Raw genomic sequence first — 25,656 nt, forward strand, 5'->3', positions numbered from 1 at the left:
GGGCATAACAGGGAGTAATTATAATGAAACAACAAATAGAAGACGCCATCATAAATGATGCGACATTTAAAAATATGGTCAAATCACGAAATCGTTTTGCTATGTGGTTGAGTATGAGTGTCTTATTGATTTATTTCATATTTATAGGTGTGGCATGCTTTAATCCGCAACTATTGGCACAAACACTTGGCAATCAATCTATTACGGTTGGCATGCCTATCGCAGCTCTAGTGATTATTTTAAGTTGGTTCATTACAGGGGTATATATTTATATAACCAATCGCCATTTTGACCAAGTCAAAGCACAGCTTAAAAGGGAGTATCAATATGAATAAATATGTACTTTCTATTCTAATAATGGGTTTTACGAGTAAAGCTCAAGCTGCGACTAAGATACACTCACTTAATTGGACTGCAATTAGCATGTTTTGCGTGATTGTTGGAATTACATTACTCATTACATGGCATGCAGCGAGAAAAATACACTCTAAAGATGATTTTTATACCGCAGGAGGCTCAATTTCTGCGCAACAAAATGGTTTAGCGATCGCGGGTGATTATATGTCTGCCTCAACCTTACTTGGTGCATCGAGTATGGTATTTTTTAAAGGGTATGATGGTTTTATTTATGTCACGGGATTCTTTGTATGTTGGCCAATTTTGACTTTTTTAATGGCGGAGCGTTTAAGGAATTTAGGTAAATATACTTTTGCAGATATTGTCTCATATCGTTTAGATCCGTCAAAAACGCGTATTCTTGCAACGTGTGGTTCCCTGATTGTAGTGAGTTGTTATTTATTACTACAAATGGTCGGTGCAGGACAGTTAATTAAGCTTTTATTTGGTATTGATTATAAATTTGCAGTTATGCTAGTTGGCTGTTTAATGCTGGTATATGTCATGTTTGGTGGCATGCTCGCAACGACATGGATTCAAATCGTAAAAGCTATTTTACTATTGTTTGGTGGTACGCTATTGGTCTTTTTATGTCTGCGTTATTTTGGCTTTAGTTTTGATCGTTTAGCTGCTGCGGCTGTACAAAATCATCAACTTGGGCAGAAAGTACTTGAACCTGGTTCAATGCTTTCAAATCCAATTAATGCACTTTCTACATCCATTGGTCTAATTTTTGGTTTAGCGGGTTTGCCACATATTCTTATGCGATTCTTTACTGTTTCTAATGCACAAGATGCACGTAAATCGGTATTTTATGCATCTGGTTATATTGGTTATTTCTTTATTTTAGTATGCATTCTCGGACTTGCTGCTGTGACGATTATAGGAACAAATCCAAATTTCTATGTCGATGGAATCGTCGGTGGTGAGCTCATCGGTGGCTCAAATATGGTTGCAATTCATTTAGCTGGCGCGCTCGGTGGTAATTTATTACTTGGTTTCTTGTCTGCTGTCGCATTTGCAACGATTTTGGCTGTAGTGGCAGGTTTAACGCTTGCGGGTGCATCTGCTATTTCACATGATTTGTTCCAAAAAGTAATCAAAAAAGGTGAAGCAACTGAAAAACAAGAAATGGCAGTTTCACGTTTTGCTGTGATTGGATTGGGAATAATTGCAATTGCTTGCGGCATCCTTTTTGAAAAAATGAATATTACCTTTCTGATGGGGCTGACTTTTGGCATTGCTGCATCTGCAAATTTTCCGGTTTTGTTTTTGGCAATGTATTGGAAAGATTTAACGACTCGTGGCGCAATTTGGGGTGGTTTTACAGGAATTATTTCTGCAATCATTTTTGTAGTTTTATCACCAACGGTATGGGTCGGGGTGATGGGGCATGCAATAGCTATTTTCCCCTATGATAATCCTGCATTATTTTCGATGCCTTTAGCTTTTATTGTGAGTTGTGTTGTCTCATTGATGGATCGAAGTGAGCGTGCCGTAATTGATCGAGCGGGTTTTGAACAACAAGTCGTACGGTCAGAACTTGGTGCAAGACAGCAAGATTTGGAAGAAGTTCCAATGCACTAGTCATTATTAATAGGCTTATGATCAGTGGGGTTTAGTCATTAGAACTTTGAATGAATAAAACTAATTTTCAAATAAACAAACTCTCAGCTATTCTAATTAATGCTTGAGAGTTTGTTTACATAACAAAATTGAGTGACAATTTAATGAAATAACGCATCAAAAAAAATGATGGTGATTAAGCTTATTATGTAATAAAAAAATCATTGGGACATGATCGTTTGTATATAATTATTGAGCAATAATAAGAATATGGGTCATTAAAATGTATAAATTGATGTTACCGATTGGTGTGGGTTTAAGCGTAATACTCTGCGTGGGGTATTTATCTTATCTTGATGTGCAAAAAAAGAGAAAGCAGGCAGAAGTGATACAGATTATTAAGGATGCACATCAGTCGATTAAAATAATTGAAAGTAATCCTTATAATCAGCATTTACTCACAGAAAATAATGCATTGAATTAGATTCAGTATAAATGATTATTGTCAGTTTTTAAGCGTATGTTGAGAAAGCACAATAAAGAAATGTCTAATGCGTTTACATACGCTTATCGTGAGATGCTAATTTTTTTAAAACAGTATGTTATAATTTTAAATATTAAAGGGTATGAATGTTTCAGGTGTATAAGCCTGATTGAAATCAATTGTATAGAAAGCTGCAAATGATGCAGCTTTTTTCATTCAATTTATTTATATCTATTACTTATTCTTGGTACATTTATTGAATGCATTTTGCTGACTTGGCATGCATCTTTAAATAGATCATTTTCTTCCGCATAGCTCAAATTGCAGGGGCTCTACAATGACGAATCCAAATCCTTCAGCGGGTTTGCTCGAACGCTTATTTAAACTCAGCGAGAATAAAACAACGTTCAAAACCGAAATCCTTGCGGGTTTAACGACATTTTTGACAATGTGTTACATCATCATTGTGAATCCGTTGATTCTCTCTGAAACAGGTATGGATCATGGTGCTGTTTTTGTTGCAACCTGTTTGGCTGCTGCAATTGGCTGTTTGGTCATGGGTATTGTTGCAAACTATCCAATTGCACTGGCACCGGGAATGGGCTTAAACGCTTATTTCACGTACTCGGTATGTTTAGGCATGGGTGTACCTTGGCAAACTGCTTTAGCAGCTGTTTTTGTATCAGGCTTAGTATTTATTGCAATTAGCATGTTTAAAATTCGTGAAGCGATTGTCAATGCTATTCCAATGTCTTTGAAGTTTGCCATTGGTGGTGGTATTGGTTTATTCCTTGCATTAGTTGCATTGAAAAACTCAGGAATTATTGTTGCTAATCAAGCAACGCTAGTAGGTTTAGGCGATTTAAGTAAACCAACAGTTTTACTGACGCTTTTAGGCTTTCTTATGATTGTGGTTATGCATTTCTTTAAAGTGCGTGGCGCAATTATTATCAGTATTTTAGTCGTGACAGGTCTTGCAACAGCATTAGGCTTGAATGAGTTTAAAGGTGTGGTTGGAACAATTCCTTCTATTGCACCAACATTCTTACAAATGAACTTTGAAGGTCTATTTACCGCAAGTTTAGTGGGTGTGATTTTCGTCTTTTTCTTGGTCGATTTGTTTGACTCAACAGGAACATTGGTTGGCGTTTCACATCGTGCAGGCTTACTCAAAGACGGTAAATTGCCACGTTTGAAAAAGGCTTTATTTGCTGATTCGACTGCAATTGTTGCTGGTGCAGCTTTAGGTACATCTTCAACAACACCTTATATTGAATCTTCAGCAGGAGTTGCTGCAGGTGGACGTACAGGTTTAACAGCAGTTGTCGTTGGTCTATTGTTTATTGCGTGTTTGTTCCTTGCACCATTGGCTCAATCTGTTCCAGGTTTTGCTACTGCACCAGCATTATTATTTGTGGGTGTATTGATGATTCAGGGCATCACCAATATTGAATGGGATGACATTACAGAAGCCGTTCCAGCATTTTTAACCATCGTATTTATGCCATTTACCTATTCAATTGCCGATGGTATTGCAATGGGTTTTATTAGCTATGCTTTGGTGAAATTGTTTACAGGTAAAGCGAAAACTGTACCGTATATGGTGTGGATTATTGCTGTACTTTGGGTGATTAAATTCGTTGCATTTGGTGGCTAATTTTTCATTGCTATTGAAGGGTGTAAACTCAGTTTGCACCCTTTTTTATTTTCAATTTTTTTAATTTTATATCTCTTGTGTATTGATGAATGATGATCCATTAATAGATCAATACATATGAAAAAAGATTTATTCGAGGAACGTAACATGAATCGCTTAGAACTCATTCGTGCTTTACCCAAAGCAGAATTACACGTACACATTGAAGGAACGTTTGAGCCTGAACTCATGTTTGCCATTGCTCAGCGTAATAACATTGATATTCCCTATAAATCGGTAGAAGAAGTTAAACAAGCCTATAACTTCCATAATTTACAGTCTTTTCTCGACATTTATTATGCAGGGGCAAATGTACTGATTCACGAACAAGATTTTTATGATTTGGCTTGGGCATATTTTGAAAAATGTGCTGAAGATCAAGTCGTACATACAGAAATGTTCTTTGATCCACAAACTCATACTGACCGTGGAGTTGCTTTTGCAACTGTAATTAATGGTTTACAACGTGCCTGTGATGATGCCAAAGTCAAATTAGGCATTAGCTCGCATTTGATTATGTGTTTTTTACGTCATTTGAGCGAAGAAGCTGCTTTTGCAACACTTGAGCAAGCTTTACCGTTTAAAGATCAAATTATTGCCGTGGGTCTAGATTCAAGTGAAGTGGGTCATCCACCTTCAAAATTTGAGCGTGTTTTTGCTAAAGCACATGAAGCAGGCTTTCTTATCGTTGCACATGCAGGTGAAGAAGGGCCAGCTGAATATGTTTGGGAAGCTTTAGATTTATTGAAAGTAAACCGTATTGATCATGGTGTACGTTCTGAAGAAGATCCAAAACTAATGCAACGTTTAATTGCTGAAAAGATGCCTTTAACAGTGTGTCCACTGAGCAATTTAAAGCTAAAAGTTGTTCAGGATATGGCTGAACATAATATTCACCGTCTATTGCAACAAGGCGTGCATGTTACAGTGAATTCAGATGATCCATCTTACTTTGGTGGTTATATGAATGATAACTTTATTGCGATTGCAGAAGCACTTGATTTGACCGATATAGAGTTGAAAACATTAGCTAAAAACTCATTTGACGCTTCATTTATTTCTGCTGAAGAAAAAAATAAGTGGAATGCAAAAATTGATGCTTTGGTTTAATTTAAATATGAATTAAATCTCAAAAAAGCAGTGTCAATTCACTGCTTTTTTGTTGTTTTAAAATTTTGAGGAAAAGCTGTGAAAGTTTTATTGATGTTAATGATAACTATTTTTGTGAGTTGGGTGAGTTATGCTACCAATAATGTAACAAAGAATCAGTCTGTGGCACAAAAAATGTTAAAGCCACTCATTGAACAACAATGTGGCAGTGAATTGAAAGCCAATAAAATTTGGCAAGCGTCTTCATTTTTTTGGTCGACATCAAAACAAGATCATGCACAAAAAAAGATTTGTGGATGTGTCAGTGAAAATGCTTTAAATGACGTTTCAAGTAAGGATGTATTAATGGCAACAATTAATGAATCTGCAAAAAATAAACTCATTCAGAATGCTGTGGTGAATAGTATCAAAGGTTGTACACAAGAACTTTTGAAGTAGGTTTAAAGAAATTTTTAGATGGATTCTTTTCAGATATATGCAACTGAATGATAGATAGGGAAATGTCAAAAATAGGTATGTTGAAAATAAATACAAATAATTGAATTTTATAAAGTAAAAATTCAAAAAAATGAACAAAATATTAAAGTTTTACAGGCACAAAGAGCAAGTTTGACGACTGAGTTAAGTGTAGCTTAAGCAGGTTTACATCATAGTGAAAATACTTTGAGGGCGACTCAACTGATTGCACCAAGAGATGGAACAGTGTCTTCTCGTAAAGTGAGAGAAATTGAGTGTCGGTAGAAGCCTTTTCGTGATTGCACCTTTAGATTATTTATGGATTGAAGCCAATTTAAAAGAAACGCAATTGTCTAAATTGTCATAAGGCGATAAGTACATTTTTCGGTACTTTAGACAGTATTTCACGCAGTAGTGGCTTCGATTTAGCGTTGCTACCAGCCGATAATGCAAAGGGCAATTTCACTAAAATTGTACGCTATTTTCCTGTGAAAATTGTTTTTGATCCACAGCAAAAGGTTTAGGAAAATTAGCTATTTGTATGTCGGTTATTGTTGACTTAAAAGCCAATAGGCAAAAAGATAAATGTGAATAATAAAAATTAACGTTGACTCATGTTGATTCAAAATAAAAGCCGATCAAGGCAAGAGGTCTTGATCGGCTTTTTTAGTATTGGCATTGGGTTAAAAGGTTTAATCTTTTTGACGGAGCATACTACGTAAAATATTATCTTTATCAATAAAATGATGTTTAAGTGCTGCTGCAATATGCCCAACAATCAGCAAACCCACAGCCCAAGACAAATAAATATGCAACGGTTTGACAATCATTAAAATATCATCATTTTCTTGAACTAAACGAGGTATTTCAAATAAGTACAACACTGGGGCAGGATGTCCGGCACTCCAACTGAATAAACAGCCCGTAATTGGTAAAGCAAGTAACATCACATACAATGCCAAATGCCCTAAATGTGCCAATGTTTTCATCATAGGCGACATGCTATCAGGGAGTTTTGGCGCAGGATGGGTATATCGCCAAAAAAGACGAATCACGACCAAAAATAAAATGACAGTTGCAATATTTTTATGAAAGGTAATCACAGTACCTTTAAATGAGCCATCCACGTCATAACTTAAAAAATTACCGCTATAGAAACCTACAAGCCATGCTGCAATAAAAATAACGGCCATAATCCAATGGAGCCACTGAGCTGTTCTTGTGTAATAAGCATTTTGTGTCTGCATAGTGAAGTCATCTTCTGTATTTTCGAACATGATAGGGGCTTTTATGTTGAGAAACATTGGTAAAAATTCAACGGAGTGTTTTAAAAATGCAACGCAGAGTCATATAAAATGCATTATGAAAATGGTACTCCTATTTTTTTGTCCTAATAATAGACAACTACATGAATGCTGAATAATTTGGCTATCCACTGTCGTTGAGTTTAGGCAAAATAGCTGAATAATTTTTTTAAGTATAAAAAGGTCATATTGTGAATAAACTGATTGCGGTATTTACTCCGTTGGTTTTGGTTCTTTCTGCGTGTACAACGACAGATTCTACCGGAGGAAATGCAACACCATCAATGACGCAAACATTAGGAAATGCAGCATTAAAAATTGCAATAAATGCGAAATGTACGACTGAATTAAATAACTTACCCGCATGGAAAACCGCAACGGTATTGATGACAGATACACAAAGAACCAATATTCAGTCTGAAATTTGTGGTTGTGTCAGTGAAAAAGCACCAGAAAGTGTAACGGCTGTAGATCTTGCAACAGCAGCTATTGATCCATCGGCACGTGCAACAATTGTTTCAAATGCGGTCAGTAAAACCATCAATGCATGTGTTGCTGAAGCAGTGAAGTAATCTTATGGTAAAATAAAAAGGACTGATTATTCAGTCTTTTTTTTACGAGTGGAACGTGTATATGTATATCGCAGGTACGGATGAAGCAGGTCGAGGACCATTGGTTGGTTCTGTTGTAGCGGCAGCAGTCATTCTTGACCCAAATAATCCGATTGAAGGATTGAACGACTCTAAAAAGCTCACTGAAAAAAAACGTGAAAAGCTCTTTGTTGAGATTCAAGAAAAAGCATTGGCTTGGTGTATTGCAGAAGCATCGCATACAGAAATTGATGAAATCAATATTTTACAGGCCTCATTGCTTGCCATGCGCCGTGCGGTAGAAGGGCTAAAAATTACTCCCGAACATGTACGTGTCGATGGTAATAAAATTCCATTAGGTTTACAGATGAGTTGTGAAGCAGTTGTTGGTGGGGATGCTTTACATGCTGATATTTCTGCTGCAAGTATTTTAGCGAAAGTGACTCGTGACCATCAAATGGTTGAAATGGATGCTAAATATCCACAATATGGTTTTGCGAAACACAAAGGCTATCCAACAAAAGCACATTTTGAAGCCATTGCAGAACATGGCGTAATTGATGAACATCGCCGTAGCTATGCTCCTGTGAAAAAAGCACTAGGATTATAATATTTTTGAACATTTGATAAATTTAAAGTGGCCTTGTGAGCCACTTTATCTTTAAAACCATCAAACCTTATCGGTTAAAATCGTTTTGTTGGAAATTAGCATCCTCAAAAGATGGTTGATATTCCTGATCAATGTGCTGCAAATGTTCATGCATTGCACGTTCGTGTTGAATACGTTGATAGATTTCTTCACGATGTACAGATACTTCTTTAGGTGCATTGACACCAATACGTACCTGATTACCTTTGACACCAAGCACAGTTACACTGACTTGATCTCCAATCATTAATGTTTCTCCGACACGACGGGTCAGAATCAGCATGTTTATCTCCTTGCAAAACGCTAAACCTGCGATAGTTATTTCAAATAGAAAGCAACAACCTCAGTATTCGATAAAATTTTAACAGAAAAATGTGACGAATTAAGCAATTCTTATCGATCTATTGAAATTTTATAAAAAACCCTCAGCGCTAATATAACAGAGCCACTACAGAAAAAACTATAGCGGCTCTCGTATTTTATCGCCTATGTGAACGATTAATTTATGATAAGTGTTTCAAAATTATCCGCGAACGCTAGACTCACCATGTTCACGGTCTAAACCGAAAGCAGTATGTAATGCACGTACAGCTAGCTCAAGATAATTTTCTTCAATAATCACTGAAATTTTAATTTCAGAAGTTGAAATCATTAAAATATTGATACTTTCATCTGCAAGAGCAGTGAACATTTTACTTGCTACACCAGCATGTGAACGCATACCAACACCCACGATAGACACTTTGACAATGTCACCACGTGTTGCAACTTCACGTGCACCAATTGCTTTTGCCGTTGCTTCAAGAATAGCTTTGGCTTTATTTAATTCACTACGGTTAACAGTAAATGTGAAGTCAGTTGTACCATCTTCTTCAACATTTTGGATAATCATATCCACTTCAATGTTTGCAGCACCAATTGGAGATAAGATTTTAGATGCAATACCTGGTTCATCAGGCACACCCAAAATAGTCAATTTAGCTTCGTCACGATTGAACGCAATACCCGAGATAATTGGATTTTCCATGTTGTCTTCCGCTTCAGTAGTGATTAGTGTCCCGACGTTCTTTTTAAATTCTTCGTCGAATGCGCCATCATTGTCATTATCAAAACTTGATAATACACGTAAAGGTACTTGATATTTCCCTGCAAATTCAACAGAACGAATCTGTAGAACTTTTGAACCCAAAGATGCCATTTCAAGCATTTCTTCAAATGAAATGCGATCAATTTTTTTGGCTTTCGGAGCAACACGAGGGTCAGTGGTGTAAACACCATCAACATCGGTATAAATCTGACATTCATCTGCTTTGAGTGCAGCAGCAAGTGCTACGCCTGAAGTGTCTGAACCACCACGGCCTAAAGTTGTGGTGTTGCCATCAGCATCAAAGCCTTGGAAACCCGCAACGACAATCACACGACCTGCATCTAAATGACCAGTCATAACATCGGTATCAATTGACTCAATGCGTGCTTTATTGAATGCGCTATCGGTTTTAATGCCAACTTGGCGGCCTGTAAGCGATTTAGCATCAACACCAATTGAATTGAGTGCCATTGCTAACATTGAAATCGTTACCTGTTCACCCGTAGACACCATTTGGTCAAGTTCACGAGGATCAGGGGTTTCGGTAATGGCTTTCGCTAAAGCAAGTAGGCGATTGGTTTCTCCACTCATTGCTGAAACGACCACAACCACTTTGTGACCATGATCGTGCCAGCGCTTCACACGACGAGCAACATTTAAAATGCGCTCGGGAGTACCCATAGAGGTACCGCCATATTTTTGAACGATTAATGCCATGACACTTAAACCCTTGAATTATTACAGGTAAAGGTTACATATTCTTGCTAATAATTTCATTATGTACGCATATATGTACACTAATGAAAATACTGAAGTTTTTTCGCAAGACGTAAATTTGGGGGACAGTATATAGTATGGCAAATGCGCTAACAATCACTGGAAGGGGCTAAATACCATAAAGTCTTATAGTTTTTAACCCTTTTGCACTCTAGATTGCCTTTTTGGGTTGGTCTACATTTTGGCATTTTTGTTCCCATGCTTCTACGTCACTAGTTAGATAGCGTTTCATCGTGCCACCGTCAGAACTAAAAGCAGGGGCAGGGAATGGAATCCCCCAAGGTGTTTTAGCTTGCCATCTATTTAATGTGCGCTTAGTTATGTGAAACATCTCGCAAATATTGTTAGATGTTAAGTATCTATCCATTAGGCTTCACCTCGCATTTTTTTTAACTGTTCAATTACATTTGTTGTTGCGTGGTTTAATGCTTTTTCAGCATCGGGTGTACTTAAATTATTTACATACAAGCCCATAGCCAACCACATTGAACAGAACGTAAATTCTTTAACTGATTCGCGACCTTCATTTTCAAGAATGCTAATGAGGGGAGAAACGGCTTTACTAAAAACATCTTGAGCAATAACGCTAGGTGCCTCATTTAAATTGATGCTTTTGATTTCAAGTTGGTTTGTTTGCATCACGCTCTCCAATTCGCTTCTTTGAATTTCGCGTCAATGATCAATTCTTCAATTTCACCAACACTAACGTTCTAAAAATATGGTTCATTTTCACTCCGAACACAGTGAGTGTTCGGGTGATAGAGGAATAGTTGAATTTCATGAAGCCACCTGCGAACCCTGATTTAACAATTCAAAGCGACGCTTCTTAACAAGGTCCATTAGCTTTGGTTGAATATCAGCGTGACGAGAGCGAATTTCAGGCAAGAGTTCATTTAACTCATGCTCATTTTGAGTATTTTGAATCTGTACCATTAATGAAGGTGGTTCTGTCACTGCTTTTTCTTTTTGATCATTCAGTTCGATCAATCGCTTATTCATAGCCTGAATAACAGGTTTTCGCTGTTCCTCAGTCCAAGATTTTGTATAGCGAATATGTGCATTAACCCCGATTGGTGTTTGAGCATTATTTACCGCGTCAAGGATTGCATCTAAATGCTTTTGATGTTCAGGGTCGCCTTGCTCAACAGTTTCATTTATCAAGCTGTCTTCAGAAGTGGTCACATTCTCTTGAGAGATAATCTCAATCTTTGGTGTATATTGCTCTGGATCTAGTTCAAGCAATTTTTCCTCAGTTAACCAAGGTCGTCAAAGCTATTGGCCGAAAAAAGAAACTCTAAAATCTCTGCTGCAGCTTGAAAAAGGCGGTAAAGACAAAGATGGTGCCACAGTATCTAGGTATACGTTTAGCAGCCAGTATCAGCAGAATCCTAAGAAGCTAGGCGGTGATTTGATTAAAGGTGAGTGGTTTGGGCGATATAAGGAATTGCCACAACTGCAATGGCGTGCAGTTTTTGTTGATACAGCTCAAAAAATCAAGGAACACAACGATTGGTCCGTATTTATGTTGGCAGGCCTTGGTGTGGATGGAAAGCTTTACATTATTGATATGCTTAGAGGGAAATGAACTGCTCCCGAACTTAATGAACAAGCAAAAAAATTTCTAGATAGACACAAAGCATACACATGGGAAGGCCCCCGAATTTGTTGGCACAATCACATCATCAAATCACCCAAACTATAAAGTCTTGGTTTCTGATAATTCAGGCTTGGTGATGTGTACAAGTGCGGTTGTATATAAAACAGGGGATCGAGTTTTTATCTCAAACAATGAAATTAAAAGGTCTGCACCGTCGGGAACTATGGTTCAGATTGAAGTCTGAAATTACTCAAATACAAGCACTCAATCGAGTGCTTTTTTATTGCCAAAAATAAGGGGGCGTACGTGAATGAGCCAAGTGCATCACTGTGGAAAAAGTTAAATGAAGTCGCAGATAAACTTCAAAAAGTTTCTGAGCAGTTGGTGGAAACAAACGCAATTAATAAGGGATACCACCAAGCACTTGATCAGCAACGGGTAAAAGTGGAGGCACTAGAACAGCAGAATCACAAAGCCCAAGGCGCAATTGCCATGTTGAAGTGGGGGCTTGGTATTGTGCTTGGGGTGGCAATTTCAGGTGGAACCTGGACGATCAATTCAATTAATCAACTTAAACAAGATATGGCAATTATTCAAAGTCATAGAGAGGATAGTAAATGAAATTAATCAATGAAAGTGCATTCAAGCATTTATCCGTAAAGCTCCCAATGTTGGGGGCTTTTTTATTGCTTGTGCTTATTCCTGCATTGCAATGGGCTTTAGATTTTGAATTGGTACCGAAAGCATATGAGCCAATTATTATTGGTACAGTACTGCCACTTTTAGCCTTTATCGGTCGTAAAATTTATCAACCACAATTACACCAAATGCAAAGTTTCGCAGCTGTTCCGAATACGGATGATAATTTGGCGAATCTCTTTAGTAATTTTCGGAAATTAGCGGGGGGATCTTTATCACAAGTGCAAGTTGATCAAATTAATCACTTGGTTTCAGGCTTTCAACAAAAAGCAAAATCAGTCAGCGCTTCGGGCATTACTTTAATCTGCAGTTTTGAAGGTTTAAAACTTAAAGCGTACGATGATGGTGTTGGCGTATGGACGATTGGTTTTGGTACCACAATTTATCCCAATGGCACCAAGGTTAAAAAAGGGGATACTTGCACCGAAGCACAAGCCAAAGCGTATATGGCACAAGATTTAAAGAAATTTGAATTCGCTGTGAATAGTGGTGTAACTGTGCCGATCAATCAGAATCAGTTCGATGCATTGATATCGCTGACTTATAATATTGGTACAGGTGCTTTTAAAGAATCCACGTTGCTTAAAAAATTGAATCTTGGTGATTATAAAGCTGCAGCTACTCAGTTTGCTGTTTGGAATAAGGGTGGTGGCATGGTGATGCAAGGGCTTGTGAATCGTCGTACTATTGAGCGAAAGCTGTTCGAGAAAGCCCTCTAGAGGGCTATCTCGCATAAGGTGTATTATGTTAATTTTAGAAATAATTAAAAATTTAGGGGTACTACTAAAATGCAGCTTATAGAAATAGAACCTTGTTTTTGGGAGCTATATAAAAATAGCGAAGGTATATATCTCAATGTTCTTATAAATATGAGTGCAATTTCTTGGGAAAAAACTATGTGCCTAGATGAACAGACGATTCAACAGTATCTAACTCAAGGAAAAGATTTTATTGATGGTTTAGCTAAGAGAATTGAAAGCAACCAATTTAGAAAAGACTATGAAAGATTTTACTCATATCCAGATGCTTCCAAAAAACAGAAAGAGGGAATGCTTCAAGCATTTAATAAGTATAAGGCTACGCAAAATAACTCCCATTTAACATAATGGAGGTGATGCGAAGTCGATTTGTAATAACCATGTAATATCAATCAATTAGCCTCAATCAAAAATTCAAAAAACTAGCCAAAAGCCGATATAGAAACATATCGGGTTTTTTATGAACAAAACTGGTATATTTCGCCAATAAACCTGATCGTTTTTTAATCAAATTGGGCGTTTCATCTGTGTTATCAATTCATCCAGTGCTTAAATTATTCCCAATTTCTGCGGACAAATCTTGGGATAATTTTAGCGTGTTGTACGCCTAGGCGCACAAGCATTGAAGGATTTTGCCAATATACCAATGGAACACAATTTCTTATCATGAATACATAGAGAGTAGGATGCTCCATAAAATAAAAATAAACGAAAGAACAAGGAAATGTTAAAGGTACGACAGGAGTTATACCTAAAGCATCAAATATGTAAAAAAGCTCAACAGGATGTTGGGCTTTTTTATGCTCTATATTTTTAGATCAGGCTTGGGAAAGCCCATTCAGTAGCAGAAAAAATAATCTTAAAAACAAAAATAAAAATGCCAAATAACTCTAAAATTAGTTTAATACCGTGAAAATCACATGAATACTATTGAAGCTATTGATTTTTGTCTCATTTATTTCACTAGGATTATATGATTATTCAAGATATAAAGTATTGATTAATAATATTTATATTTTGGTGAATAAGTGAAATTAAGAATTTTAGGCGCAGGTGTTGCCTTAATTATGTCGGGGTGTGGCGGTGGAGGTGACTCAAGTCAATCGAATTCATCTCAAGATACAATCAGTCCCAAGCCTGAGATTAATCGGCCAGTAAAGCCTCCTGTACAAAATACAGATGAATCTATTCGTTTAGCAGACATTTCCTCTGAGTTAACAGCATCAAGTTTTTCGCTTGAAGCTTGGAATCCTAAAGCGATTCAACTGAGTGGTGATATTTTATATATTGCAGATAGTACCTCACCTGCAAAAATCTTACGTTATGATGTAAAAAATAAGAAAACTCTTACAGCATTAACGGCTGAAAATGCATTTGGTAATACTGCTACAACTTGGACTGATATTAGTGATATTCATATTTCAAACAATCGTCTTTACGTATCTGCATCTGCGAATCATAGAGTAGATATTTTTGATATTTCTACTGAAAACCCTAATTTTATTATGTCTTTAGGAACAGGTTCTCTGAATGGTGGGCAACCATTTTATGCAATGACCAATCCAAGTTCTGTTACAGCTAATGATAAATATGTGTTTGTTGCAGATCAACTGAATCGAATTAATGTGTGGACTCAGGATGCTGTGACAGCAAAAGCGATACGTAAACTCAATCGTTTGTCGTTACCAGGCTGTACATCTAATTGTGCACCACGGTTAGAAGTTGTTGGTGATCAGCTTTATGCAAGCACTACAAATGGCCATACGTATGTATATGATATTAAATCTATTACAGAGGCCACTGATACAAATTCATTAATTCAACCAATAAAAACACAAAATTCAATTGCAACAGTAGTTCACAGTGCGCAAGATAATTTACTGTATGCAGCACAGCCAAGCGGTAAGATTTTAAGTTTTTCAAAAGAAAATTTGCTAAGTGCAAGTACTGCGATACCAAATAATGCTGTTGATTCTGTTCAGCAATACCGTATAAAAGGGCAAACCACATCGCAAAACTTACCTAAATCTTTAGATTTAACAGTATATGGCGATACTATTTATACACTGTCTAATCAAAAAATTATTGCTTTACCACTACGTAAAATTCAGCAAGTTGTTTCTAATGACCCTGTAAAATCTATAGGATTACTAGAGTCACAGGCGACAGAACAGACCAGAATGCTACAAGATGGTGAGAGCTGGGCTACGTTGACAAATACAACACAGCGTAATGTGCTTATAAACAAAATTTTGTCGGTATCGTTTGATGGATCAGGATTACGCTTACAAAGTTATAGTGCCGCTCCTGTAACTAACCTCAAAATTGAAGGTAAATTACGTCAAAGTAATCAATGGGTAGAGGTTGCGAATTTGGATCGGTTAACACCATTTTCAAATTCAGCGATTAAACTTAAAATTGATGAAAATACCCGCTTTAATTTGATTAATGGTAAAGGCTCAGTTCAGTTACAAGGTCTTAGTAGCTTTGCCGAAATTCCTGCCGATTTATTTGATGAAGTGAAAATTACATCAGATACAGATGTACATGTACAAAAATTAAATAGCATTAAAGCTGGTTGGAAAATTGTCTTTGGTACTTATGATCAGCCAGGAAAGTGGTGTCGTATTACGCCAGCATATGCACGTGAGTGGGTCATTATGATGACTAATTTAGCATATATGTTGAGTAGTCCTGAATTTGAAACACTTTGGTTTAATCATAAAGCAGTGATGGGGCATGACTTCTTCGATAATAGTGGAAGAGTTGAAGGTGATAACGGTTTTTATAAGGCAGAAGATTATAAACGTGTATACCAAGAAATTTTGAATCGCGGTCAAATTAGTTTAGGTGTGACTAATATGGGGGGAGGCCTTGGTGGAGGGCAGGTTCTTGGTGTTGATGGTTGGCTATATTATGGGCATTATCGTCTTTCGGGTTATCGAATTATTGCGCATGAATTTGGACATCATTGGGGTGGACATAATAGTGCTTGGGCCATGGAAGGTTATGGCTTTGAAGCAATGATAGATGGGTTAAACTTTTACTTCCAACGTCAGCCAGGTTCATTGCCTTATATGGATCCAACACTAAATAACTTTCACTTAACACCGAATAGCGAATTATGCCAAGGTGTCAATAACAATATTTTAAGTGGTGTTGCTTCTAAAGCTCCTTGGAATAAAGTGGACGAATACTTTAAAAATAATCCTTTACATAAATAAATTTTTGCATAAATAAAATTCACCCCAATTAAGGTGATTTTTATTTATTAAAGTGAATATTCTAAAAGCGGATATTTTTATTTGGAAATAGAAGCTCTATTGATGGACTTTTAGGTCTTTATATTTAACATAAAATCTCTTATGCGAAATGAGAACTATTTGTTCTCATTGCGCATGAGTATTTTATTCAACCGCAGTAACAGTAATTTTAATCGGATAATCTTTATCTATTTCTTTACCATTTTGTTTTAGATTTGCAATGTAAATGCTATCCGTCTTTTCAGGCATTAACTTAATGTCACCATCTTTAATAGATGTAAATATAACACGATCGCTTCTCCCAGAAAGATCTTCTTGAACATCAAAAGTAATATTGAGATTTGACCCACCCTCAATATTCCATTTTAATTTTTTTCCTTGCTTTAAAGAGAGGAAGTGATAGTTATAACTACAACGATGATTCTGTCCTTCTAGTTTACGTGAATTAGTTTCTAGTGTTGCTTGTATAAAACCATCAAATTTAAAACCTGGCATTTTTTATTTCCTTAAAAAAATTATGTAATTTAGATTATAATTAGGATTATAAATATTAAAATCCCTGAAAATAGGTATATTTTTTTATATTTGATTCAAAATTAGATAATAAAAAAGCCCAACATCCTGTAGGGCTTTTTTACATATTTGATGCTTGAGGTATAACTCCTGTCGTACCTTTAACATTTCCTTGTTCTTTGGTTTTTCTTATTCTCTGGAGCATCCTGCTCTCTATGTGTCCATGATAAGAAATTGTGTTCCATCGGTATATTGGCTAAATCCTTCAATGCTTGTGCGCTTAGGCGTACAACACGTTTAAATTATCCCAAGATTTGTCCGCAGAAATTGGGGATAATTTAAGCACTGGATGAATTGATAACACAGGTGAAACGTTCAATTTGATTAAAAAACGATCAAATTAATTGGCGAAATATACCAGTTTTGCTCACCCAAAAGCTGATATGTTTCTATATCGGCTTTTGGGTGGTTTTTTGAATTTTTGAATGAGTCTAATTGATTGATATAAAAGGCTTATTATAAATAGACTTCGCATAAGCACCATTATGTTAAATGATTAATAAAAGTTGTAATTTTACAATCAAATTTTAGACTAAATAGCCGTAAGTGATAGATAAAAATAACTGAATTAATATAGTGAGAATTTAAAACATGTCATTTATTTATGAAAACTTAACTGAAGATCGAAAAAAAGATTTTCCAGAGTTAGAAGGAAAATATCCAAAGGGCTGGTATGTGGACTTAGATAAAAATATTTGTATTTGGGGAGGATTAGCAGCTGGGCATTGGATGGAAATTTGTGAAGGTGATTATCGTTGGAAATTTCATTTAGGCGTTAATCATGAGTGGTTTGACTTTGTTTTAGAACCAGGGTTAGGTTCTAAAAAATTTGCAGAAAATCCATATGTAATAAAATGGGATAAAGTACTTTCAATTCAATCCCATTCAAAAAATTCAATTATATGTAAAGAGAATGATTTGATTGAATATCTTAAGGTTGCTCTTACAGCATGGGGAGCAGGACCTTCAGCCAATAAATATATATTAAGATCTGTAGTTGAATACAACTTTTAATAAATATTTAGCTATGTGTTATTCAATTAATTTAATCTTTAAATATTTCTAAAATTAACATAATACACCTTATACGAAGTCAAAATGGGAGCTTAAGGCTCCCATTTTTACTTTTTTATAATTTTGCATAACGACTGTTATATTAAATCGGAAGTTGGTTTATATAATCGATACCTAATAAAGTGTTCATCGCTTATAGTAATTTCTCTATCTGATTTAAATCCTAATAAATAAATACCTTTTAACTTTTTCCGTGTAGGAGGTAATAAAATCGTTATTGATTCAAAACCCATTTCAGTAAAAGCTTTTTTTATAATTTCATCAAAAATCTGTTTACCGAAGCCCCAATACTGAGGATGTAGTACTAAAGCTAAGTCTGCATCTCCCTCTTCATACTGTAGCCCACCCCAACCAGCAAATTTACCATCAACAAGGAAAGCCCACGGGCCATAACCATATTTAGTCCATTGCTCTTCTTTTCCTTTGACCCAAGCAATACATTTTTCTTCATCAAAAACAACACCATTAGCTAAAGGCATTTGTTTGAGTACACGTTCATTTGTATTCAGTTCAATAATTTCTTGGTTACTAATGTTTCTTAAGCGGTCAAACTGGATATTCAATATATTTTCCTAAAATATGAGATGTAGTCTTCAAAAGGTCTAAAATTAATATAATACACTTTATGAGAAAAATTTTTATATAGAAAATCAAGCGTAAAAGTAATTAGGTTTTTAAGTCAAATTCTATGTTCTTTAAGTCAATACTTTAAATTTGTATAAAGGCTATTTTTATATAACTATTAGAAATAATTTTGATAGAAATTTTTTAGAAAAAATATTACGAAGGGTTAATAATGTCAGAAGCAAATATACACTTTAATTTAGATTTAACTGAAAGTTCATCAAATGATCTGGGATTATTTGGGCCAACTTCAGTTACTTGGAAAGTGTGGTCACATCCTGCTGCTTTTGTAGGGCTTACACGGTCATTTTACATCGAGGTTTTAGGAAGTATGGATGCTGCAGCAGCTTTGTCTGATAGAGCAACATATAAATCAGATCCAATTGGTCGTCTTAGTCGAACGATGTCTTATTTTTTAACAGTTATCTTTGGTGATATAGAAACGGTAAGTAAGGCAAATTTAAGATTATTCAAATTGCATTCTCATGTAAAAGGTAATGTGCCTCTTACAGGGAAAAAATACAGTGCTCATGATCCACTTTTAGTAGTTGGAACCCATCTTATAACGTGGCATTCAGTTTATTATGCTTATGAAAAACTTGTGGGAAAATTGCCAAAGGAAGAAGAGGAGCGGTATTTTAAAGAAAGTGTAAAATACTTAGAATCTTTAAAAGAGGTATATCCAGATCTGAGTATTGAAACTGTCAAACAAAGTGCGCTTGCTCATGGTTATGATATATCATCTTTAAATAATTTAAATAAATTACCTGATACACGTGATGATTTTCGAAATTATATTAAACTAACAAATTCTAAAGCAGTAATAACTACACAAACACGAGATATTATAAATACTTTACTTGATCCATCTTCGGTTGAAACTCAGGATCCAATCATGAGCTTGATTCTCAAATTTTATCCGATTTTAAAGAAAATAGTTGTGACTCTTACTCCTAAAGAGATTTGCCACCTAGCAGGATTACATCGTTCTCCAATGACGGATATAACAGGTATAGTACTAGGTAAGGCATTTGTTAAATCTATTTCTATAAATCAAATAAAATCTATTTTTGAAAGCAAAATCGGTTCCAATGGTTATATTTTAATGAATCAAGCCATATCATCTAAAAAGTTTTAAATTTTCTTATGGTGATTCTGCAAATGCAATCTTTCCTGAATATCAAATCTCTATTAATATTGTATTAGAATTTTAAACTATAATTTAAACTATGAATGTTAATCCGACTGTTAATGGTTCAATTGCTGGAATGTTTCGAGACTTCATGTTGGATAATCAGTTGGATAACTCCATAAGTTTTGCATATATATCTAACTGGAATAGAGATAGTAGGGTTGGTATAATTGAATTAGGGCTGTGTTTGAAGCTAATTCAAGAAAAATATCCGGAATCTGGCCTTGGGATACATATATCACAATATTTTCAGCCTATATATTCCGGTCTTCTTGGTTATTTAATTTTACCTTGTCGAACTATAAAAGATGCAATAATACAGTTTAAAAAATACTACGGACTTATGTGGGATGGCTTTACAGTAAACATTATTGAAGAATTTGATAGCATATGTGTTTCATGGAATATTCCGTGGATTGATAAGTTTGAAAATAATCAAGAATTTATGGAAATTATTCGAATAGGATATGAACTTGGAATTTGCTGTTTTGTAAAAACGCTTCAACAATTAACAAATGAACATAATCTTATAAATCCTGTTGAAATAAATTTGCCAGGAAGTAAACCGAAGAATCCCGAAATCTACAATGAAAGTCTGAATTGCTCTGTTCTATTTGGTTGTAATGAAGGGGCAGTTAGATTTAAAAAATCTTCTTTAAGCGTTCCTATTAATTTAAATAATGATTTTTTTATAGAATTATTGGATAAACAGGCAGCTGCCTATTTAGAATCAATTAAGATTGTAAATAAAACAAAAAGTAATGAGTTTCTTCTAAATTTTCAGAAAATTCTTGGAAGAGGTATTGAAAATGGCACACCTACATTAGATTTTGTGGCCTGTAAAATGGCTTTATCGAAGTCAACACTGAAAAATAGATTAGTTGATCAAGATTTAAATTTTCAAAGTTTATTAGATAAAGTTCGGCTTGAGCTTGCAAGAATGTATTTAGATGACCAACTTTTATCTTTAGCTGAAATTTCTAGTCTACTTGCATTCTCTGAACAAAGTGCGTTTAATCGATTTTTCAAAAGGGTAACTGGACTAAGTCCACTAAAGTATAGAAAAACAATTTTATTTAAATAGGTATTTTGTTTTTAACAGAATTATGATTGACTATTTGAAGTTAAAGGCAGTGATGTATTATCTGCTCCAACTAAGTCTTGGTAATCTGACAGTTGACCCCATTGGTTGTAAGTAATTAGATAGTGAACGTTTTTAGATTTATTCGTTGTTTTCTCCGTTCTTAAATTGTGTAAGAGTTCTTAGCTTATCAAGCCACTTTGTATATGCTTCAGTCTGCTGCGGTATGTACTCATAATAATCATATGTGCCTTGTTCACCAGGCATTACATGACCGATCATCAATTCTGCAACATCGCGTGAAGTGAACGCACTAAAATTTGTCCTCGCTGTTCTTCGAAGATCATGTAGAGTCCAATGCTTCATATGATAATCATGATGTCTACGTAATCTTTCCATGACATTTGCAGGCAGGGCAATAGAGGCTCCATTACCCATAGGTGTATCAGCATTATCATTTGTCAGAAAGTATTCACTATTATTATGTTCCATTGCCTCAATAATTAAATCTTCCATTTCAGGAAGAATCGGACGAATTATTTCACGGCCAGTTTTTTTGCCAACTTTATTATTTTCAACAGGAACAATCCAAACTTTCTTTTTGAGGTCAAAATCTTGCTTCTTGGCTTTACGCAGTTCCCCATTTCGACATCCGAACATCAAACAGAGTTTTAAAAATATTTTATTTTTCGGCAATATTTTTGATTCATCAATAGCCATCAAAACCATTGTTATTTCTTCGTCATCTAATATTCGATTAACTCTATTCTTTTCAATTCCTAAGTCTTCTTTGGCGTAAATATCAGATAGGGCATTCACTATAAGCAGTTCACGCTTCTTAGCCCACTTCAGAACCTGCTTAGCATTGGTAAGTATACGCTCAGCAATAGACGGTTTTTCTTTTGCTAATTCTTCTAAGACAGCAAGCCATTGTTGTAGGGTGATCCGGTCAATTGGTAAATCACCAATTTTAGGAAAAACATGCAATTCAAATGAAGTTCTTATATCTGCAGCAGATGATTTCTTTTTTACACAATAGCTTTCATACCAATCATCAAAAACTTCTTTTAGTGTAGAAGCATTAATATATTTTTGTTGCTGTACTCTAATTTCTATTTTGGGGTTTTGCCCTTTATCTAGCAACGAACGCATTTCATTGGCTTTGATTCGGTCATCTTTTAGCGATCGGTGAGGGTATGTACCTAAATCTAATCTCTCTGCTTTACCTGCAAATCGGTAACGTAATTGAAAAACAATTTTGCCCCTAGGTGAAATACGAACACTCATAAAGTCCCGGTCTGCAACCTCTTCAGTTTTATTCCGGACTTTACCATTATTGTTTTTTAGCCACGCATCAGTGAGAGACATATAGCACCTGTGTACATAATTTTAAAAGGCAAACAAAAGCCACGGATATGTACACAAGTGTGTACAAAATCAACGTGGCTTATTGTGTCTATATTAAAAGCAGTTAAAGTCAAGATAATAAAGGATTATATAGCTAATCATGTCTTAACTTGTCGTAGAGTGTCACAATAGCACCAATCCTTTTGTACGATTAATGCCATAGTTGTTCCATAAGAGCTTTGACCCTGATGTCACCATCGAGGGTCAGTTACACAAAAGGTGAAGTATTATTTTGCTTCAAGCCAAGCTGACAGATCAGCCATCACAGGAGCAAACTTCTCGTTAAGTGGCGCGCCACCTTGTGCTAGATCAGGTTTACCACCACCTTTACCACCAAGCTCAGAGGCTAAGTGTTTGATGATGTCACCTGCTTTTAGAGTCGCTGTAAAGTCTTTTGCAACTGATGCGATTAAGCTGACTTTGTCATCTTCCACACCTGCAAGGACAATGACAGCATTGTCTAATTTTGATTTTACACCGTCATGTAGATTACGAAGTGACTTCGCATCCATGTTTTGTACGGTTGTTATTAATGTTGTACGTCCTGCAATTTGTTGAACTTGGTTCAATAATTCAGCTGCTTGGAAGCTCGCCAATTTTTGATTGAGTTGCTCAATTTGTTTTTGTAAGCTTGATGCAGTTGCAGATAAAGCTTCAACTTTCTCTACAGTTTGATCTTTTTGTGCTTTCAATAGTTCATTGATACTATGAATATCACGATCAGCTTTTTGTACAGTTTCAATCGCTTTCGTACCTGTCACAGCTTCAATACGACGTACACCCGCAGCTACGCCACCTTCAGATGTAATTTTGAATAGACCAATATCACCAGTACGTTTTACGTGAATACCACCACAAAGCTCGATTGAGAAGTTTTTCTCGTCTTGTGTTGTACCCATAGACAGTACACGAACTTCATCGCCATACTTTTCACCGAACAACATCATTGCACCTTTTGCTTTCGCGGCATCGATGTCTAAAATTTCAGTTGAAACTGCTGTATTGGCAATAACTTCACGGTTAACAATACGTTCAATTTCTTGCAATTGTTCAAATGACACAGGTTGGTCATTGGCAAAGTCGAAACGTAAAATTTCTGAAGCAACCAAAGAACCTTTTTGCTGAACATGTTCACCAAGCACTTGACGTAGTGCTGCATGCAATAAATGTGTTGCAGAGTGGTTACGTGCAGTTGCAGCTCGAAGATCAGCTTTAACAATTGCTTCAACAGATTGAGTTGCTTTTAGGCTACCAACCGTTACGATCCCTTGGTGCACAAAAGCACCACCAGATTTTTTGGTATCTTGAACTTCAAAAATACCCGTATCATTTTTAAATAGACCTGTGTCACCGACTTGACCACCGCTTTCTGCATAGAAAGGGGTTTGGTTCAGTACAATAAGGGCTTCGTCGCCTTCAACTACTTCATCAACTTGCTCACCATCTTTGTAAATGGCAATAATTTGACCTTGACCTTGAGTTGCATCATAGCCATCAAATTGAGTTTCGCCTTCAACCTTAACAATGGCGTTATAGTCGACTGCGAATTTACCCGCATCACGTGCACGTTGACGTTGAGCTGCCATTTCAACTTCAAAGCCAGCTTCATCGATCGTTAAATCACGTTCACGAGCAATATCGGCAGTTAAATCAGCAGGGAAGCCGTAAGTGTCGTAAAGTTTAAAGACAACTTCACCTGGAATCACTTTTTCTTTTAGATTTGCCAATTCACCTTCAAGCAATTTCAAACCTTGTTCTAAAGTTTTTGCAAATTGTTCTTCTTCTTTCAGTAATTGTGCTTCGATACGTACTTTTTGTGCTTCAAGTTCAGGATAAGCTTGACCCATTACAGCAATTAAAGGCTGTAACATTTTATGGAAGAATGAGCCTGTAGCGCCGAGTTTATTGCCGTGACGTACTGCACGACGAATAATACGACGCAACACATAACCACGACCTTCATTTGAAGGATTCACGCCATCTGCAATTAAGAAACAGCAAGAACGCGCATGATCGGCTACGACTTTTAGAGATGCAGGATATTGTACAGGTGTGTTTTTCTCAGTAGCTTCAGCTTCAAGTACAGTCGTATCTAAACCAATGATTTCTGCTGCTGATTTCAATAAGTCTTGGAATAGATCGATTTCATAGTTTGAATTTACATGTTGTAAAACTGCAGAAATACGCTCCAAGCCCATACCTGTATCAACCGATGGTGCAGGAAGTGCGTGAAGTACGCCGTCTGCTGTACGGTTGAATTGCATGAAGACGTTGTTCCAGATTTCAATGAAACGATCGCCATCTTCTTCAGGTGTGCCTGGTAAGCCACCCCAAATATGATCGCCATGGTCAAAGAAAATTTCAGAACAAGGACCACAAGGACCTGTATCACCCATTGCCCAGAAGTTATCTGAAGCGTATTGACCGCCTTTATTATCACCAATACGAATTATACGGTCGGCATCTAGCCCAATTTCTTTGTTCCAAATATCAAAGGCTTCGTCATCGGTATGGTAAACAGTGGCATATAGTTTATCTTTAGGAAGTGCTAACCATTGTTCGCCAGTGAGGAAATCCCAAGCAAATTTGATCGCATCACGCTTGAAATAATCACCAAATGAAAAGTTACCCAACATTTCAAAGAATGTATGGTGACGTGCTGTGTAACCGACATTGTCTAAGTCGTTATGTTTTCCGCCTGCACGAACACATTTTTGTGAACTTGTTGCACGAACATAGTCACGCTTTTCAAGACCTAAGAAACAGTCTTTAAACTGATTCATACCGGCATTGGTGAAAAGCAGAGTAGGGTCATTGGCAGGTACTAGTGAACTTGACGCGACACGTGTATGTCCTTGCGATTCAAAGTAGCGCAAAAATGCTTCACGTATTTCAGCAGTTGTCATAAAACGAGTACTCACAACCAAGTCACTCCTTAATTTTTCATATTGGCTAAAAATGCACAGGGCAAGTCTGATTTGTATGCTTATTCTGTACACGGGCTTAATTTTTTAAAACGCCAAAGTATAACGGAAAAACACAGTTGTACCAATGATTTTCAAGTGAATCGCAGGTTTTTCTCTGTAAAAGCGAAGGGGGAAAATTTAGGGGGTATCACTTTATAAAAAATTAGATTTATGGGGAATATGCAGTGTGTCATTAACGTTCATAAAGTACGGTTGTGTGCTTTTTATTGCTTTTTTACACGTTCTTTACATGTTTTAAGGGGGTAACCATGTGAAGTTTTATTTTCTTTTAAGTTGATGCCCTGTA

At 36.1% G+C, this 25,656-nt stretch carries 26 protein-coding genes and 1 pseudogene; 17 read left to right on the top strand and 10 right to left on the bottom strand.

Annotation, left to right across the window (positions count from 1 at the left end; translation table 11 throughout):
* Positions 1 to 23 precede the first annotated feature (23 nt).
* The 6 genes from FW754_RS03210 to FW754_RS03235 all read left to right on the top strand — a co-directional run bounded on the left by FW754_RS03210 (position 24) and on the right by FW754_RS03235 (position 5,690).
* Complete coding sequence (locus FW754_RS03210) at positions 24 to 335, top strand: DUF485 domain-containing protein (RefSeq protein ID WP_446323844.1); 312 nt, start codon at positions 24 to 26, stop codon at positions 333 to 335.
* On the top strand, positions 328 to 1,983 hold the full coding sequence (gene actP / locus FW754_RS03215) for a cation/acetate symporter ActP (RefSeq protein ID WP_446323845.1): 1,656 nt from the start codon (positions 328 to 330) through the stop codon (positions 1,981 to 1,983). The genes FW754_RS03210 and actP overlap by 8 nt, the downstream gene beginning before the upstream one ends.
* 262 nt (positions 1,984 to 2,245) lie before the next feature.
* Positions 2,246 to 2,446 (top strand): hypothetical protein, encoded by a 201-nt coding sequence (locus FW754_RS03220; protein WP_409511747.1) that lies wholly within the window; start codon positions 2,246 to 2,248, stop codon positions 2,444 to 2,446.
* A gap of 337 nt (positions 2,447 to 2,783) precedes the next feature.
* Positions 2,784 to 4,103 (top strand): NCS2 family permease, encoded by a 1,320-nt coding sequence (locus tag FW754_RS03225; RefSeq protein ID WP_446323846.1) that lies wholly within the window; start codon positions 2,784 to 2,786, stop codon positions 4,101 to 4,103.
* Positions 4,104 to 4,250: 147 nt separating this feature from the next.
* Positions 4,251 to 5,252 (top strand): adenosine deaminase, encoded by a 1,002-nt coding sequence (locus FW754_RS03230; RefSeq protein ID WP_446323847.1) that lies wholly within the window; start codon positions 4,251 to 4,253, stop codon positions 5,250 to 5,252.
* Positions 5,253 to 5,345: 93 nt separating this feature from the next.
* Positions 5,346 to 5,690 (top strand): hypothetical protein, encoded by a 345-nt coding sequence (locus FW754_RS03235; protein WP_446323848.1) that lies wholly within the window; start codon positions 5,346 to 5,348, stop codon positions 5,688 to 5,690.
* 710 nt (positions 5,691 to 6,400) lie between these two features.
* Here the strand turns inward: FW754_RS03235 and FW754_RS03240 are convergent.
* Positions 6,401 to 6,955, bottom strand: coding sequence for a cytochrome b (locus tag FW754_RS03240; RefSeq protein ID WP_409511760.1), 555 nt, complete (start codon positions 6,953 to 6,955; stop codon positions 6,401 to 6,403).
* Between the two features lie 248 nt (positions 6,956 to 7,203).
* On the opposite strand from FW754_RS03240, the gene FW754_RS03245 reads away from it, so the two are divergent.
* Complete coding sequence (locus tag FW754_RS03245; RefSeq protein ID WP_446323849.1) at positions 7,204 to 7,584, top strand: hypothetical protein; 381 nt, start codon at positions 7,204 to 7,206, stop codon at positions 7,582 to 7,584.
* A gap of 61 nt (positions 7,585 to 7,645) precedes the next feature.
* Positions 7,646 to 8,212 (top strand): ribonuclease HII, encoded by a 567-nt coding sequence (gene rnhB / locus FW754_RS03250; RefSeq protein ID WP_446323885.1) that lies wholly within the window; start codon positions 7,646 to 7,648, stop codon positions 8,210 to 8,212.
* 67 nt (positions 8,213 to 8,279) lie between these two features.
* On the opposite strand, the gene csrA is transcribed toward rnhB, so the two are convergent.
* The 5 genes from csrA to FW754_RS03275 all read right to left on the bottom strand — a co-directional run bounded on the left by csrA (position 8,280) and on the right by FW754_RS03275 (position 11,357).
* Positions 8,280 to 8,534, bottom strand: coding sequence for a carbon storage regulator CsrA (gene csrA, locus FW754_RS03255; RefSeq protein WP_409511753.1), 255 nt, complete (start codon positions 8,532 to 8,534; stop codon positions 8,280 to 8,282).
* 240 nt (positions 8,535 to 8,774) lie between these two features.
* Entirely contained in the window at positions 8,775 to 10,055 is a 1,281-nt protein-coding gene (locus FW754_RS03260; RefSeq protein WP_409511754.1) for an aspartate kinase, read from the bottom strand.
* A 211-nt stretch (positions 10,056 to 10,266) separates the two neighbouring features.
* Positions 10,267 to 10,482 carry a hypothetical protein gene (locus FW754_RS03265; RefSeq protein ID WP_446323850.1) on the bottom strand — a complete coding sequence of 72 codons (216 nt, stop codon included), beginning with the start codon at positions 10,480 to 10,482 and terminating at the stop codon, positions 10,267 to 10,269.
* Positions 10,482 to 10,754, bottom strand: coding sequence for a hypothetical protein (locus FW754_RS03270; protein WP_446323851.1), 273 nt, complete (start codon positions 10,752 to 10,754; stop codon positions 10,482 to 10,484). Before FW754_RS03270 ends, FW754_RS03265 begins: the two co-directional genes overlap by 1 nt.
* A gap of 138 nt (positions 10,755 to 10,892) precedes the next feature.
* The gene (locus FW754_RS03275) at positions 10,893 to 11,357 is read right to left on the bottom strand and encodes a hypothetical protein (RefSeq protein WP_446323852.1); all 465 of its coding nucleotides are present in this window, start codon (positions 11,355 to 11,357) and stop codon (positions 10,893 to 10,895) included.
* 16 nt (positions 11,358 to 11,373) lie between these two features.
* Between FW754_RS03275 and FW754_RS03280 the strand changes: the two are divergent.
* From FW754_RS03280 to FW754_RS03305, 6 genes and pseudogenes are all read left to right on the top strand, one after another.
* Positions 11,374 to 11,697: pseudogene (locus tag FW754_RS03280) on the top strand (phage terminase large subunit); the annotation flags it as partial.
* 43 nt (positions 11,698 to 11,740) lie between these two features.
* Positions 11,741 to 11,956, top strand: coding sequence for a hypothetical protein (locus FW754_RS03285; RefSeq protein WP_446323886.1), 216 nt, complete (start codon positions 11,741 to 11,743; stop codon positions 11,954 to 11,956).
* 62 nt (positions 11,957 to 12,018) lie between these two features.
* On the top strand, positions 12,019 to 12,333 hold the full coding sequence (locus FW754_RS03290) for a hypothetical protein (RefSeq protein ID WP_409512515.1): 315 nt from the start codon (positions 12,019 to 12,021) through the stop codon (positions 12,331 to 12,333).
* Between the two features lie 206 nt (positions 12,334 to 12,539).
* Positions 12,540 to 13,130 carry a lysozyme gene (locus FW754_RS03295; protein WP_446323887.1) on the top strand — a complete coding sequence of 197 codons (591 nt, stop codon included), beginning with the start codon at positions 12,540 to 12,542 and terminating at the stop codon, positions 13,128 to 13,130.
* 69 nt (positions 13,131 to 13,199) lie between these two features.
* On the top strand, positions 13,200 to 13,517 hold the full coding sequence (locus FW754_RS03300) for a hypothetical protein (protein ID WP_446323853.1): 318 nt from the start codon (positions 13,200 to 13,202) through the stop codon (positions 13,515 to 13,517).
* A 680-nt stretch (positions 13,518 to 14,197) separates the two neighbouring features.
* Positions 14,198 to 16,393 (top strand): hypothetical protein, encoded by a 2,196-nt coding sequence (locus FW754_RS03305; protein WP_446323854.1) that lies wholly within the window; start codon positions 14,198 to 14,200, stop codon positions 16,391 to 16,393.
* A gap of 183 nt (positions 16,394 to 16,576) precedes the next feature.
* On the opposite strand, the gene FW754_RS03310 is transcribed toward FW754_RS03305, so the two are convergent.
* Entirely contained in the window at positions 16,577 to 16,927 is a 351-nt protein-coding gene (locus FW754_RS03310) for a hypothetical protein (protein WP_446323855.1), read from the bottom strand.
* 669 nt (positions 16,928 to 17,596) lie between these two features.
* Between FW754_RS03310 and FW754_RS03315 the strand changes: the two genes are divergently transcribed.
* The gene (locus FW754_RS03315; protein WP_446323856.1) at positions 17,597 to 18,019 is read left to right on the top strand and encodes a hypothetical protein; all 423 of its coding nucleotides are present in this window, start codon (positions 17,597 to 17,599) and stop codon (positions 18,017 to 18,019) included.
* 137 nt (positions 18,020 to 18,156) lie between these two features.
* Here FW754_RS03315 and FW754_RS03320 read toward each other — a convergent pair whose 3' ends face one another.
* Positions 18,157 to 18,642, bottom strand: coding sequence for a GNAT family N-acetyltransferase (locus tag FW754_RS03320; protein WP_446323857.1), 486 nt, complete (start codon positions 18,640 to 18,642; stop codon positions 18,157 to 18,159).
* Between the two features lie 233 nt (positions 18,643 to 18,875).
* Between FW754_RS03320 and FW754_RS03325 the strand changes: the two genes are divergently transcribed.
* Complete coding sequence (locus FW754_RS03325; protein ID WP_446323858.1) at positions 18,876 to 19,841, top strand: oxygenase MpaB family protein; 966 nt, start codon at positions 18,876 to 18,878, stop codon at positions 19,839 to 19,841.
* Between the two features lie 145 nt (positions 19,842 to 19,986).
* A complete protein-coding gene (locus tag FW754_RS03330) occupies positions 19,987 to 20,979 on the top strand; it encodes a helix-turn-helix domain-containing protein (RefSeq protein WP_446323859.1) in 993 nt (330 codons plus the stop codon).
* Between the two features lie 138 nt (positions 20,980 to 21,117).
* On the opposite strand, the gene FW754_RS03335 is transcribed toward FW754_RS03330, so the two are convergent.
* Both FW754_RS03335 and alaS read right to left on the bottom strand, forming a co-directional pair.
* Positions 21,118 to 22,344: a tyrosine-type recombinase/integrase gene (locus FW754_RS03335; RefSeq protein ID WP_446323860.1), complete on the bottom strand. Its 1,227-nt coding sequence runs from the start codon at positions 22,342 to 22,344 to the stop codon at positions 21,118 to 21,120.
* A 266-nt stretch (positions 22,345 to 22,610) separates the two neighbouring features.
* Positions 22,611 to 25,304 (bottom strand): alanine--tRNA ligase, encoded by a 2,694-nt coding sequence (alaS, locus tag FW754_RS03340; RefSeq protein WP_446323861.1) that lies wholly within the window; start codon positions 25,302 to 25,304, stop codon positions 22,611 to 22,613.
* Positions 25,305 to 25,656: the final 352 nt, after the last annotated feature.

This window comes from Acinetobacter sp. 1207_04 (assembly GCF_052850415.1).